A 13,553-nucleotide genomic window follows, 5' to 3' on the forward strand; every position below is an offset into this window, starting at 1 on the left:
TCGGAGTCATTGGTGTCTTGTCGGTCGCGGCGAGCTGATCGCCGCAAGTGGAGCATGAGGTAATGGCGAGCAAGGCCAAGCAATCTTCCGGTCGGGCAGGCGGGGTCGCGAGGGCGGCGGGGGGCGGCGCGCTGAACGGCGCGCGGCACGCATCGACACGCGAGCCGGGGGCACGCCCAAGCAACAAAGGAGACGCGGGCATCCGGGCCGAGCGGTCAGAGAAGGACCGGAAGACGCTGGAAAAGCTCGTCGAAACCGGCAAGAGCAAAGGCTTTCTCACCTATGACGAGGTGAACGACGCGCTCCCCGCGGATGTTGCGCCCGATCAGCTCGACGATGTGGTCGGTGCCCTCGGCGACGAGGACATCGAGATCGTCGACGGCGCGACCCAGGTGAAGATCGCGCCGAAGCGCATCGCGGACGAGGAGGCGGGCGAGAAGAAGCTTGTCGTCACGCCCGACCGCGAGGAAGAGGACGTCGACTACTACTCGAAGTCGAACGATCCCGTCCGGATGTACCTCCGGAAGATGGGCAGCGTCTCGCTGCTCACCCGCGAGGGCGAGGTCGAGATCGCGAAGCGGATCGAGATCGGCGAGCAGAAGGTCAACGCCGCCATCCTCGACTCCCCCATCGCCGTCCGCGAGATCATCGATCTCGGCGAGAAGCTCCGGAAGCACAAGATCCGGGTGAAGGAGCTCATCAAGGACGCCGAGAACGACGACCAGGAGTTCGACGAGGAGGAGGCCGACCGGCGCATCATCCGCCTCATCGACAAGGTGAAGCGCGTCGACAAGAAGAAGGCGGAGCTCCTGGAGGAGCGCAAGGATGTGAAGACCGAGGTCCGCCGCAAGCAGATCGACGTCGAGGTGACGCAGGCGACAGGCGAGCTCGTGACGACGCTCGAGGAGATGCGCCTCAACAAGCGGACGATCGACAAGATCGTCCAAAAGCTGAAGAGCCTCATCTCGAAGGTCGAGAAGGCGGAGGCGGGGGCGACGGAGCTGGAGCGGCGCACGGGGCTCTCCAAGGGCGAGCTCAAGCGCGAGCTCATCAAGGTGAAGGGCAACCGCGCCCTCGAGGGGCGGCTCGCCAAGAAGCTCAACGTCAACCGCGAGGAGCTCAACGACTTCGAGTCGACCATCAAGAACGCCCAGAAGGGCCTGAAGAAGGTCGAGGAAGAGCTCAACATCGACGTCGCGGCGATCCGCGATACCTACGAGAACATCCGCGAAGGGGAGCGGATGGCGGAGCGGGCCAAGGCGGAGCTGGTCGAGGCGAACCTCCGCCTCGTGGTCTCCATCGCGAAGAAGTACACGAACCGCGGCCTCCAGTTCCTGGACCTCATCCAGGAAGGGAACATCGGCCTCATGAAGGCCGTCGACAAGTTCGAGTACAAGCGCGGCTACAAGTTTTCGACGTACGCGACGTGGTGGATCCGGCAGGCGATCACCCGCGCGATCGCGGACCAGGCGCGGACGATCCGCATCCCGGTCCACATGATCGAGACCATCAACAAGCTGATTCGCACCTCGCGCTACCTCGTGCAGGAGTACGGCCGCGAGCCGACCCCCGAGGAGATCGCCGAGAAGATGGAGCTCCCGCTCGACAAGGTGCGGAAGGTCCTGAAGATCGCGAAGGAGCCGATCTCGCTCGAGACCCCCATCGGCGAGGAAGAGGACTCACATCTTGGCGACTTCATCGAGGACAAGAGCGTGATCTCGCCCGCCGAGGCGGTGATCAACATGAACCTCGCGGAGCAGACCCGTAAGGTCCTGAAGACGCTGACGCCGCGCGAGGAGAAGGTGCTCCGGATGCGCTTCGGCATCGGCGAGAAGAGCGACCATACCCTCGAAGAGGTCGGTCAGGACTTCGAGGTCACCCGCGAGCGCATCCGCCAGATCGAGGCGAAGGCGCTCCGCAAGCTCCGGCACCCCAGCCGGTCGAAGCAGCTCAAGAGCTTCATCGACAGCTAGTCCGTGGGCTGGCCTGCTCGCCAACCGAAGGCAGCTCTCACGCGCAGGCCGCGCTGTTGGCCGCTCGTTGGCCGATCGCGCGCCGGCGTGGGCCGTCGTTCGCTTGGCGAGCAGCGCGCCGCCGCGGCCCTCCTCGTGCTCGCGGGCGCGCTCCTCGGCGGCGGATGCAGCAAGACGATGTCCGAGGACGACTGCCGCGCGATCGGCGAGGTCATGCGCACCGCGTGGGCAGCGGAGGCGAAGCGGGTGGGGCCCACCGATGCAGGGGGCTCGGGGAAAGCCTTGGTGGTGATCGCGAGCGAGGGCGAGAAGCTCTCCTCGGAGTGGACGTCCGACTGCAAACGGGAGCTCGCCGGGAGCAAGGTGGACCCGGGCGAGATCGGCTGTCTCACGCGCGCCAAGACGCTCGAAGAGCTCCGCCGGTGCGCCGCGCCCTGAGCGCCGCTACGAGCGCGGCGGGGGATGGGCGGGGCGCCCCGCGACGATCTCAGTTGAGATAACGCTTGTCCTTCGGGGGGTCCTTCTGACCGCCCGGGATGACCCTCAGCGGGACGCCCCCGGAGCGGCCGCGCGCCGCGGGGACGCGGCGAAGCGCGACGGACTGCGCCTGCAGCTGGCGGAAGCGCATCCGTAGATAGAAGCGGCGCAGCGGGGAGAAGTCGCCGAAGAGATAGCCAGCGAGCATGCCGCCGAACGGCGTGATCAGCCCCTCGGGGGGCGCGCGCATGGCGATGACGTTGAGCACCGAGATCCCGAAGATGAAGACGAGCAGCATGGTGCCCGTCACCGGGAGGACGAAGAAGAGGCGGACCGTGGCGTGTCGATGCGCGAGCGCCCACGCGACGGCGATCGCCTCGATCATCCCGAGCCCGCCGTAGAACACCGGCTGCGCCACCTTCGGGAGGAGCGCGCCCACCGCCACCTGGAGCGCGAACGCGAAGGCGGCGGAGCCGAACAGGAACGCGAGCATGCGCCTGGCTCCCCAGCGCTCTTCGAGCGAGGAACCGAGGAAGTACAGGCCGAGCAGCGTCGTGACGAAGTGCCAGGGGTCGCTCGGGTTGTGGACGACCGGCGCGGTGAGCAGCCGCCACACCTGACCATGCAGCACCTTCTCGCTGATGCCGAGGAACGGGGCGAGCACGCCTTCGCCGGCGCCCCCCCAGTTCAGCCCCAGGGTGAACATCACCCAGATACAGCCGATCGCGATCATCATCCCCACCAGGGCCTTGCCTGGCTTGGGGAACCCCATCGAGCTGTGCTCCGGGCGCATGGCTCTCCACCTAACAGCGGCGCCCCCGACGAGCAACCGCTGCCCCGGACTCTGCAGCGATCCGCCCCGCGCGACCGCCCGCCGGCGGTCGCTACGCCCGCTGCATGCCATCCAGGACGCTACGGGGCAGGTTCCGCACGGCCGGCACGCCCGCCACCAGGCAGGCCCCCCCGGATGCGTTCACGTCCCTGCTGCGCCCGCTGGGCGGCGACTCAGAAGAAGTTACCGATGTTGAACTCGAACTTGTAGGTCTCTTCGTAGGGCAGCCGCTTGAACGGGAAGCCCCACTCGAAGCGCAGCGGTCCGAGCGGCGAGAACCACCGGAACCCGAACCCCCACGATGTGCGGACGTCGAGGAGGCGCGCGGCCGAGAAGCACGGGTTCGTGACGTCGTGCGGCGAGGCGGGGGCGGCGTTGCAGTAGAGCTTCTCGAGGTTCCAGGCGTTGCCCAGATCGGTGAAGACGACGCCCTTGATCTGCACGGCCTCGACGAGCGGGAACTCCAGCTCGAGGTTCTGGTAGTACATCAGGTTGCCGCCGATGTTCGCGCCGTTCGCGACGGGCAGCGAGTTCGGATCGAGCGACTCGCGGAGCGGAAGACGCGGACCGATGTCCCGGATCTCGAAGCCGCGCACGTCGAGGATGCCGCCGAGGAAGAAGCGGGCGAAGATCGGCACGCCCTGCGGGTTGGGGCTCGTCACCATGCCGGCCTCGGTGTTCAGCTTGAGGACCAGGCTGTCCGTGATCGGGTAGTAGAACCTCCCCGTGGCGCGGTACCGCAGGAACTCGTTCTCGCTCCCGAACGCGCTGTGGGCGAGCTCCACCGAGCCCTGCAGGTAAATGCCCGAGGTCGGGAAGAGCTGGTTGTTGCGCGTGTCGAACGTGAGCGCAGGGCGGATGCTCGACGTGAGCCCGGCGTTGAAGAGGTTGTAGAGCGGGAGCCGCTGGAACGAGGATCGCTCGGCCGCCGTGCCGAGGCCGGTCCCCGTGGCGGACGAGATCGCGTCGTTCTCCAGCGTGTACGTCAGCTGCGCGCGCAGCTCCGGCTCGATGAGCGGGTAGCCGAGCGTGAGCGAGCCGCCTGTGGAGGTCTGCGAGAACTCCGTGTACGTCCGAAGCTGGTTGTAGACGCTCACCGCCGCGGAGAACGGGCTGTCGAACAGGTACGGCTCGAAGAAGCGGACGTCGATGAGGCGCCGCGATCCAGAGATCTGCGCCTGGAGCGACAGCGATTGGCCGCTCCCGAGCAGGTTCGCCTGCTGGACCTGCGCCGTCGCGATGAAGTTCTCGACGCTCGAGAAGCCCGCGCCGATCTGGAAGGTGCCCGTCGGCTTCTCGCCGATGTCGACGTTGACGTTGATGTGCTGGGGGTCGTCGCCCTGCTCGGTGGAGATGTCGACCCGCTCGAAGTAGCCGAGCGCGGTGATCCGCTGCTTCGATCGCTCCAGCTTCGTCTCGCTGAACAGCTTCCGCTCCTCCACCTCCATCTCGCGGCGGATCACCTTGTCCCGCGTCTTCGTGTTGCCGCGGATCTCGATGCGCCCGAAGTAGACGAGCTGGTTTCGGCGGATGCCGACGGTGACGTCGACCTCGTGCCTGTCCGGGTCGAGCTGGGTGTCGGGCAACGCCTCGACGTTGGCGTAGCCGGCGTCCCGGTACAGCGTCTGGATCGCGCCGAGATCCTTCGCCAGCTCCGCGCGGTTGAACCAGTCCCCAGGCTTGGCCCGCACCATCTCGCGCAGCGCGCGGCGCCCGCCGAGCGGCTCGATCTCGCGGCCGTCGGCGTCGCGCTCGTAGACGCGGAGCGAGCGGATGCGGAACCGCGGCCCCTCGTTGATCGTCAGCGTGATGTCGATGCCGGTGCGGTCGGGCGTGAGCATCACCCTGGGCGTCGCGACCTGCACCGCGAGGAACCCACGATCGTAGTAGAGGGCGTTGATCACGAGGACGTCGCGCTCGAAGGCGTCCTGGCGGAACGGACCGCCGGTGCCAAAGGCGAAGAAGCCCCCCTGCCCCGTGATCATCACCTCCCGGAGCTCTTCGTCCGAGATGTTGTGGTTGCCGATGAAGGTGATGCGCCGGACGGTGACCGGCGAGTGCTCCTTGATCGTGAACTTGAGGGTGACCTGGTTCTCCCGCTCCGGCTTGACCTCGTAGCTGACCTCGGCGAGGAAGAAGCCCTCCTCGGCGTACTTGTCGCGGAGCTTCTGCACGCCGCGACGGATCGCGGCGTAGCTCAGGATCGTGCCGGTCTTGATCTCGACCGAGAGCGCCTCTGTGAGGTCCTCGCTGTCGATCTCTTTGTTGCCGGAGAACTCGATGGCCTTGATGCTCGGGCGCTCGCGGACGAGCACCCTCAGGCTCACGCCATCGTCACGGCGGGTGAGATCGACCTCGACGTCATCGAAGAGGCCGGAGTCCCAGAGCTCGCGCACGTCGCGCGCCAGCCCCTCAGGGCTGAACGGCCTGCCGACCCGCGTCTGACCGAGGTAAACGAGCACGTCCTCGGTCGAGACCCGCCGGTTGCCGGCGATGGCGACCTGGACGACCGGCTGCCCCCGGGCGAGCTCGGCCTCCGTTGGCGCCACGTGGAGCGTCGGTTCGACGTTGTCGTCGGCGACCTGCGCAGGTGTACCGGCGCCAGGCTGGACCCCTGCGGCCACGTTGGGCGGCGCGGACGGCTGTACGGCACCGGCTGGGGCGGGAGGCGGCGTGGCGCCACCCCGGGGCGGCTGCGCGCCCGGAGCACCTCCGGGCACCTGAGCTGCCGCGAGCCGAGGCCGTATCGCCGCTGCCACGACGAACCCTAGGAAGAGGCCGAGCCAGACGAGCCGCAGCCAGCGGCCGAGAAGGCGAAGCATGGGACGGGTGCCTGTCGCGTACAAGGCGCCACCCCGTAGCCCAGCGCGCCGTGAGTCTCAAGGGCGGACGCCGAAATCAAGGCGTCGCACGCCGAAATCAAGGCGTCGGCATCTGGTCGCGCTGCGCGCCCCTGTGTTCGGGTCGATCTCGCGCCCATCTGACGCTATGCCAGGGGCCGCACGAGCGCAGGCGAGCACTCGCTGCCAGAAATTCCCGCGAGGCAGCCTTGACCGAGCGCGAGCCCCTGGGTAATTGCCGAGGCTCGCTAGCGTTCACCTGAACATCGGAGCACCTGTTCGTCCGGTGCCCGCGCACACTTCCTGGAGCATCGCGTGTCTCGAACCCCCTCCCTTCCGTCCGACGGTGAGGCGTCTCGTAAGGGCCGCCGTGGCGGCCGGCCTGGTGACAGCGAGCCGCCGCCGCCCCCGGCGCCCGACACCTCGCTCGCCGATGAAGCGCAACGCCGGTACCTGAACTACGCGCTCAGCGTCATCACGTCGCGCGCGCTGCCCGACGTCCGCGACGGGCTCAAGCCGGTGCAGCGCCGCATCCTCTACGCGATGCTGCACGACCTGCACCTCGGGCCGGACGCGAAGTACCGGAAGAGCGCCGCGGTCGTGGGCGACGTGATGGGCAAGTACCACCCGCACGGCGACGTCGCGATCTACGACGCGATGGTCCGGCTCGCGCAGGACTTCGTGATGCGGGCGCCGCTCATCGCCGGCCACGGGAACTTCGGCTCCGTGGACGGCGATGCGCCCGCCGCGATGCGTTACACCGAGGCGAAGCTCCGCCCCCTCGCGCTGGAGCTGCTCAGCGAGCTCGGCCAGCGCACCGTGGACTTTCGTCCCAACTACGACGGGACCCGCTTCGAGCCGATCGTCCTTCCATCGCGCTTCCCCAACCTGCTCGTGAACGGTTCGCAGGGGATCGCGGTCGGGATGGCGACGAGCATCCCGCCGCACAACCTGGGCGAGGTGATCGACGCGTGCGTGGCGTTGATCGAGAACCGCGAGCTGACGACGCACCGGCTGCTCTCGTTCGTGAAGGGGCCTGACTTCCCGACGGGAGGGCAGCTGCACGCCACGAAGAAGGAGCTCGAGGCCGTCTACACGGCTGGGCAGGGCTCGCTGAAGCTCCGCGGCGAGTGGCAGCTGGAGGAGGGCGACGGCAAGCGCGGCGCCGCTCCGCAGATCGTGATCACCTCCATCCCGTACGGGATCGAGCGGAAGGCCATCGTCGAGAAGATCGCCGAGGTGATCCTCTCGAAGAAGCTGCCGACGCTCGTGGACGTGCGCGACGAATCGACCGGCGAGGTGCGCATCGTGATGGAGCTCAAGCGCGGCGCCGACGCGCAGCTCGTGATGGCGTACCTCTACAAACAGACGCCGCTCGCGATCAACGTGCAGGTGAACCTCACCTGCCTCGTGCCCACCGACAACGCGGAGATCGCCGCGCCGCGGAGGCTCGGCCTGCACGAAATCCTGACGAAGTTCCTCGACTTCCGCTACGCGACGGTGACGCGGCGGCTCGAGTTCGAGCTCGGCGAGCTGAGGCGGCGGATCACGATCCTCGAGGGGTTCGAGAAGATCTTCGACGCGCTCGACGAGGTGATCCGGATCATCCGCAAGAGCGAGGGCAAGGCCGACGCGGCCGAGAAGCTGATGAAGCGCTTCACCCTGAACGAGGAGCAGACGGACGCGATCCTCGAGCTCAAGCTGTACCGGCTGGCGCGGCTCGAGATCCTGCTCGTGCAGAAGGATCTCGCCGAGAAGCGCGCCGACGCCAAGCGGATCGAGGGGCTGCTCCGGAGCGACGCGAAGCGCTGGGGGATCGTCCGCGACGAGCTCGTCGAGATCAAGGGATCCTACGGCGAGAAGCGCCGCACGAAGGTGGTCGGCTCGATCGACGAGCCCGAGTACCAGGCGGAGGACTTCATCGTGGCCGAGGACGCGAACGTCATCCTCTCGGCGCAGGGCTGGGTGAAGCGGGTCCGCGAGGTGAAGGATCTCGCCTCGACGCGCATCCGCGAGGGGGACAGCGTCCTCGCCGCCGTCGCCGGCTCGACGCGGTCGACGGTCGCGTTCTTCTCGAACCTCGGCGCGTGCTACGTGTGCCGCATCCACGAGGTGCCGCAGTCGACGGGCTACGGCGATCCCGTTCAGAAGCTGTTCAAGCTGGCCGACGGAGAGCGGCTCATCGCGCTGCTCTCCTTCGATCCGCGGGCGCTCGACGTCCCGGCGCAGACCCCGGACTCCGCGGAGCCGGAGCCGCCCTTCGCGCTGGCGATCACCCGAGGAGGCCTCGGCTTCAGGTTCTCCCTGCGGCCGCACCGCGATCCTTCGACGCGCTCCGGGCGCCGCTTCGCCAAGCTGAACGAGGGCGACGAGGTGCTCTTCGTCCACGCGGTGGACGGCGCCGACAGGGTGCTCTGCGCCTCGAGCGACGCGTGGGCGCTCAGCGTGGCCGTGGAGGAGCTCGCGCTGCTCTCCGGCCCGGGCAAGGGATCGGTCGTCATGCGGGTCGCCGAAGGCGAGCGCCTGGTCGGCGCCGCGCTCGCCCTCGGCCCGAGCGACCCGATCACGGTCGAAACGGAGAAGGGCAAGACGCTCGAGATCGCCGCGAGCAAAATCGCCGGTGCGCGCGGCACCCAGGGCGAGCCGGTCGCGCGACGCGACCGCTTCGTCCGCGTGGTGCCGCCGGCCGTCGTCGTACCGACGCTGGAGGTGAGCTGAACATGGCCGCCACGAATCCCCCGGTCCGCGCCGCTTCCGGCGCACGCTACACGGCCGCTGATATCGAGGTGCTCGAGGGGCTGGAGCCCGTCCGCAAGCGCCCCGCCATGTACATTGGCGGCACCGACGCCAGGGGCTACCACCACCTGCTCTGGGAGATCGTCGACAACGCCGTCGACGAGGCGATCAACGGGCACGCGAAGCGGATCGAGGTGACGCTCGACGCCGATCTGCAGGGCGCCACGGTCACCGACGACGGGCGCGGCATCCCCGTGGACGTCCATCCCAAGTACAAACGCCCCGCGCTCGAGCTCATCTTCTGCACGCTGCACGCGGGCGGGAAGTTCGCGAGCGACAACTACAAGGTTTCAGGCGGGCTCCACGGCGTCGGATCGAGCGTCGTCAACGCGCTCTCCGAGCTCGTCGAGGTCCGGGTGCTACGCGACGGCTTCGAGCACCAGCAGACGTTCTCGCGCGGCGCGCCGAGCAGCAAGTTCAGGAAGGGCGCGCCCACCCGCAAGCACGGCACGAGCATCCATTTCCGGCCAGATCCGGAGATCTTCGGACAGGGTCGACGGTTCGATCCCGAGACCATCCGCGAGCGCCTGGAGGCCAAGGCGTATCTCCACGGCGGGCTCGAGATCGCGTTCCGCGATCTCTCGTCCGGAGAGTCGATCGAGCTCCTCCACCCGAACGGCATCGCGGACTTCTTGCCGAAGCTGGTCGCCCAGCGCGGCAAGGCGGTGACGCACCCGACCATCTTCTACGTCGCGCGCGAGGGTGAGATCCGCCTGGAGGCCGCGCTCCAGTGGACCGAGTCGACGGACGACTACGTGAAGTCGTACGTCAACGGCATCCCCACGCACGCGGGCGGCGCGCACGAGTCCGGCTTCGGCGCCGCGATCGTGAAGGCGGTCCGCGCGTTCATGGACGCGAAGAAGGTCCAGCCAAAGGGGGTGACGCTGACGGCCGACGACATCCGCGAGGGGATCGTGGGTGTCCTGTCCATCTACATCCAGGACCCTCAGTTCCAGGGGCAGACGAAGGATCGACTCAACAACGCGGAGGCCGGCCCGGCGGTCGAGGGCATGGTCCGGCCGGCGCTCGAGCAATGGATGCTCCACAACGGCACGGCCGGCGAGTCGATCGTGGCCCGCGCGATCCTGGCGGCGCGCGCCAGGGAGGCGCGGCGCGAGGCGACCCAGCAGGTCCTGCGCAAGACCCCGGTGTCGCACCGGCTCAACCTGCCGGGGAAGCTCGCCGACTGCGCCTCGACCGATCCGAGCGAGAGCGAGCTCTTCATCGTCGAGGGAGACAGCGCAGGTGGCTCGGCCAAGCAGGGGCGAGATCGCCGGACCCAGGCGATCCTCCCGCTGCGCGGCAAGGTGCTCAACGCGGAGCAGGCCTCGACCTCGAAGGTGCTCGGCAACAAGGAGCTCCAGGACATCGTGAGCGCGCTGGGCTGCGGCTTCGGAAAGGACTTCGACGCCTCCAAGTTGCGCTACGGAAGGATTTTTCTACTCATGGACGCCGACAGCGACGGTCAGCACATCGCGACGCTGCTGCTGACGTTCTTCTACCGGCACTTGCCCGGCCTGCTCCGCGGCGGGCACGTGTTCCTCGCGCAGCCGCCGCTCTACAGGATCGACGTCGGCAAGGAGACGCACTGGGCTCTCGACGACGCAGAGCGCGACCGGGTCCTCGCAAAGCTCCCCAAGACGGCCAAGGCGGATATCTCGCGGTTCAAGGGGCTCGGCGAGATGCCCGCGGAGGACCTCAAGGCGACCACGCTCGACATCCGCCGCCGGCGCGCGCTGCGCATCGTGATCGAGGGAGAGATCGAGACCGATCGCATCCTGAACGAGCTGATGGGCAAGGACGCCCAGGCGCGCTTCCGCTTCATCATGGAGCGCGCGCCGAACGCCGAGATCGACGTCTGACGTAGATCCCTCGGTCCAGAGGTCGCGGCGACTTCACACCTCGCGCGGACCTCGTTGGATGCACGCCCGCACGCCCGCATTCACCCCACCGAGCGCCATGAGCGCGCCGCGAGGACGTCGCAATGCAGGCGACCGTCACGGCGTGACATCGCGAAGTCACGTTGTGCCAACCGCGGGTGATCCCGGGCGTCTGTGTCACGTGAACGGCAGGCCACACCCCGTCGGACGTCGCGCGCAGCTCGGCGGGCAATCGCGGCAGTTTGTGCTGCGGAATGCAGAGTCATCTGAGCCAAGAGCGCTGCGCCAGGTCGCGGCCTACCGGTTGCAATACGTCGCACCGGTGGCCGCGATGACCGCGAGACACCGCCCTTTCACCGCTGGAGAGGTACTCGTGACGACTGCGCTTCCCATCTCGACTCCGATCGCACCCTCCTCGTCCCACAGCATGCCGGCCGCATGTTCCCTCTCGGTTCCGAGCGGCGCGCCTGCCCCACGGTCGGCGCCCCTGCCCACGCCTGGCGCCGCCGCGCCGACCTACAGCTCGCAGCCGCCGCACGAGCGCGCTGCAGTGCTCGGCGCCTCGCGATCCACGCCACCACCGCGATCCGCCGCCCCGCTCCCGCGCAGTACCTCGGAGCGGATCCTGCTCGGTCGCGACCGCATCCGCAGCGCCGCGGAAGCAGGCCAGAGGATCCGTTCCTACGAGGTCGCGCTGGATCTCGATCTGTCCGAGTTTCACTTCGCACGGCTCTTCCGTGCCGCCTTCGGGTCATCGCCCCACGTCTATTACGACGAGGTGCGCGCGGAGCGCGCGCGAGCGCTCCTAGGTGAGGGGCTCACCGAGGGTGAGGTCGCCCGTCGCATCGGCTTCCGCAGGCCCGCCGAGCTCCGCGCCCTCCTCTCCAAGCGCGGCAGCGCGACGCCCTCGACCGGCGAGACGGAGCCGAGCGACGCCTCCGCCGAGTGAGGTGACGGAAGAGATCGGCCATGTGAGCCACCGGCACCAGCCCCCGGTGCGAGGACAAAGTGCTTACCCCCATGACATTGCGATCAGAGCCTTCGGTGCGTTAGCGAAGGTAAATTCGCCCTGACCCGATCGAGGTAGGTGGGGTCGAGCGTCGCCATCGCGATCCCCTCCCCCTCGGAGGCCTGAGCGATCACCTCGCCCCACGGATCGATGACGCACGACTTCCCGAATGTCGCCCGCCCGCCGGGGTGCTTGCCCCACTGCGCCGCGGCCACCACGTACGCCTGGGCCTCGATGGCCCGCGCGCGAAGCAGGACCAGCCAGTGGTCCTTGCCGGTGAGCAGCGTGAACGCCGCCGGGACGACGATGGCCTCTGCGCCCGCCGAGGAGAGCGCTCGGTAGAGCTCCGGGAACCGGACATCGTAGCAGATCGACAACCCGAGCTTCACGCCGTCGATCTCGGTGACGACGGGGCGCTCGCCGGCGGTCGTCGACGCCGACTCGCGGTACTTCGTTCCGTCGGCAATCTCGACGTCGAAGAGATGAATCTTCCGGTAGCGCGCGGCGAGCCGGCCGTCGGCCCCGAAGACCGCGCAGGTGTTGTACGGACGCGCAGGATCGTGGGCGCGCTCAGGAAAGCCGCCCGCCACGATCGTCAGCCGAGCAGAGCGCGCCGCGTCGGCGAGGCGATGCGCGATCGGACCGCCGCCAGCATCGAGGTCCTCCGCGATATTGCGCTTCCCCTCCTCGTTGCCCATGTACGCGAAGTTCTCGGGCAGCACGACCGTCGTCGCACCACGGCGCGCCGCCTCCACGATGAGCGCCTCGACCCGCGCCAGGTTCTCGCTCACGTTCTCCTGGCTGGAGAGCTGAAGGGCCGCCCAGATCACCGGTTTTTGCATGGCGCAAGCCTACCGCACGCGGAACCGGCGCGGACGGCGCGCCGATGGGAGCGCGGAGCTCATCAGATTCCGCGATCTCCGGACGCGCCCGCAGCCCCGCCGGCGCCTCCGGCCGCAGCCCCGCCGGCGCCTCCGGCCGCAGCCCCGCCGGCGCCTCCGGCCGCAGCCCCGCCGGCGCCTGTTGCGCCCGCAGCCCCGCCGGCGCCTGTTGCGCCCGCGGCCCCGCCGGCGCCCGCGGCCCCGCCGGCGCCAGCCACCTCGGCGGGCGCGGAGCACTCGAGCGGCGCGCCGGAATATGCGCACTTGGCGCCGCACGCAGCGCATACGCAGACGAGCACCTGCTGGAACATCCGGTGCGCGGCGCCCGCATCGTCCGGGAACACGCACGCCGTCTGGCAGGCTTTGTTTCGACCGCAGCCCTTGAGGCACAGGCTGATCGGCCTGCATCCAGGCTCCCCGTCGCACGCCGCGAGTTGCGCCTCGCAGCGCCCACCGCGGGACGCGTGCTCGTTGAAGCAGTCGCCGCAGCGCCCAGCCTCGCCGCCATAGGCCGCGAGGCACTCGCAGAGGTTCGCCGGGCCAGGCTGCTCGTCGACCTCCGGATCGGACGGCGCCCCGCCCGAGGCGCCCACGCTCGTGGACAGGCTTGGGCGCGGCGGCGGGAGCCGCTCCTCGGAGCAGCTCGGGAGCGACGCGAGCGCGACCCCCCAGGCCATCGCGCCGCACAGGACAACGAAGCCGTACGACCCGACAGGAGCGCGCACCGGCTTCCGCACGATCGGCATGATGGGGACGAGCGTAGCCTGCCTCTCCCCTAGGACCGAGCCTGAGCCGTGCCGCTCGGGGCCTTCGGCAGGATCCGCCGAGGCCGCATGGAACCCTCTCCCGGCGGCGCCCGATCGCT

At 68.9% G+C, this 13,553-nt stretch carries 9 protein-coding genes; 5 read left to right on the forward strand and 4 right to left on the reverse strand.

Features of this window, described 5'->3' with window-relative positions:
• Positions 1-62: 62 nt before the first annotated feature.
• The gene (gene rpoD, locus WME90_RS22995; RefSeq protein WP_437283321.1) at positions 63-1,973 is read left to right on the forward strand and encodes an RNA polymerase sigma factor RpoD; all 1,911 of its coding nucleotides are present in this window, start codon (positions 63-65) and stop codon (positions 1,971-1,973) included.
• Positions 1,974-2,060: 87 nt separating this feature from the next.
• A complete protein-coding gene (locus WME90_RS23000; protein WP_437283322.1) occupies positions 2,061-2,411 on the forward strand; it encodes a hypothetical protein in 351 nt (116 codons plus the stop codon).
• Positions 2,412-2,460: 49 nt separating this feature from the next.
• Here WME90_RS23000 and WME90_RS23005 read toward each other — a convergent pair whose 3' ends face one another.
• Together WME90_RS23005 and bamA are read right to left on the reverse strand one after the other, a co-directional pair.
• Positions 2,461-3,243, reverse strand: a complete 783-nt coding sequence (locus WME90_RS23005) for a rhomboid family intramembrane serine protease (protein WP_437283323.1) — start codon at positions 3,241-3,243, stop codon at positions 2,461-2,463.
• Positions 3,244-3,455: 212 nt separating this feature from the next.
• On the reverse strand, positions 3,456-6,104 hold the full coding sequence (gene bamA / locus WME90_RS23010; RefSeq protein ID WP_437283324.1) for an outer membrane protein assembly factor BamA: 2,649 nt from the start codon (positions 6,102-6,104) through the stop codon (positions 3,456-3,458).
• A gap of 333 nt (positions 6,105-6,437) precedes the next feature.
• Here bamA and WME90_RS23015 point away from each other — a divergent pair, with 333 nt between their 5' ends.
• From WME90_RS23015 to WME90_RS23025, 3 genes are all read left to right on the forward strand, one after another.
• The gene (locus tag WME90_RS23015; protein WP_437283325.1) at positions 6,438-8,840 is read left to right on the forward strand and encodes a DNA gyrase/topoisomerase IV subunit A; all 2,403 of its coding nucleotides are present in this window, start codon (positions 6,438-6,440) and stop codon (positions 8,838-8,840) included.
• A gap of 2 nt (positions 8,841-8,842) precedes the next feature.
• Positions 8,843-10,780, forward strand: a complete 1,938-nt coding sequence (locus WME90_RS23020; RefSeq protein WP_437283326.1) for a DNA gyrase/topoisomerase IV subunit B — start codon at positions 8,843-8,845, stop codon at positions 10,778-10,780.
• Between the two features lie 391 nt (positions 10,781-11,171).
• Entirely contained in the window at positions 11,172-11,747 is a 576-nt protein-coding gene (locus tag WME90_RS23025) for a helix-turn-helix domain-containing protein (RefSeq protein ID WP_437283327.1), read from the forward strand.
• An 83-nt stretch (positions 11,748-11,830) separates the two neighbouring features.
• On the opposite strand, the gene WME90_RS23030 is transcribed toward WME90_RS23025, so the two are convergent.
• Both WME90_RS23030 and WME90_RS23035 read right to left on the reverse strand, forming a co-directional pair.
• Positions 11,831-12,649, reverse strand: a complete 819-nt coding sequence (locus WME90_RS23030) for a carbon-nitrogen hydrolase family protein (protein WP_437283328.1) — start codon at positions 12,647-12,649, stop codon at positions 11,831-11,833.
• 62 nt (positions 12,650-12,711) lie between these two features.
• Complete coding sequence (locus WME90_RS23035) at positions 12,712-13,434, reverse strand: hypothetical protein (protein ID WP_437283329.1); 723 nt, start codon at positions 13,432-13,434, stop codon at positions 12,712-12,714.
• Between the last annotated feature and the right edge of the window lie 119 nt (positions 13,435-13,553).

This window comes from Sorangium sp. So ce375, assembly GCF_051473855.1.
Classification (GTDB): domain Bacteria; phylum Myxococcota_A; class Polyangia; order Polyangiales; family Polyangiaceae; genus Sorangium.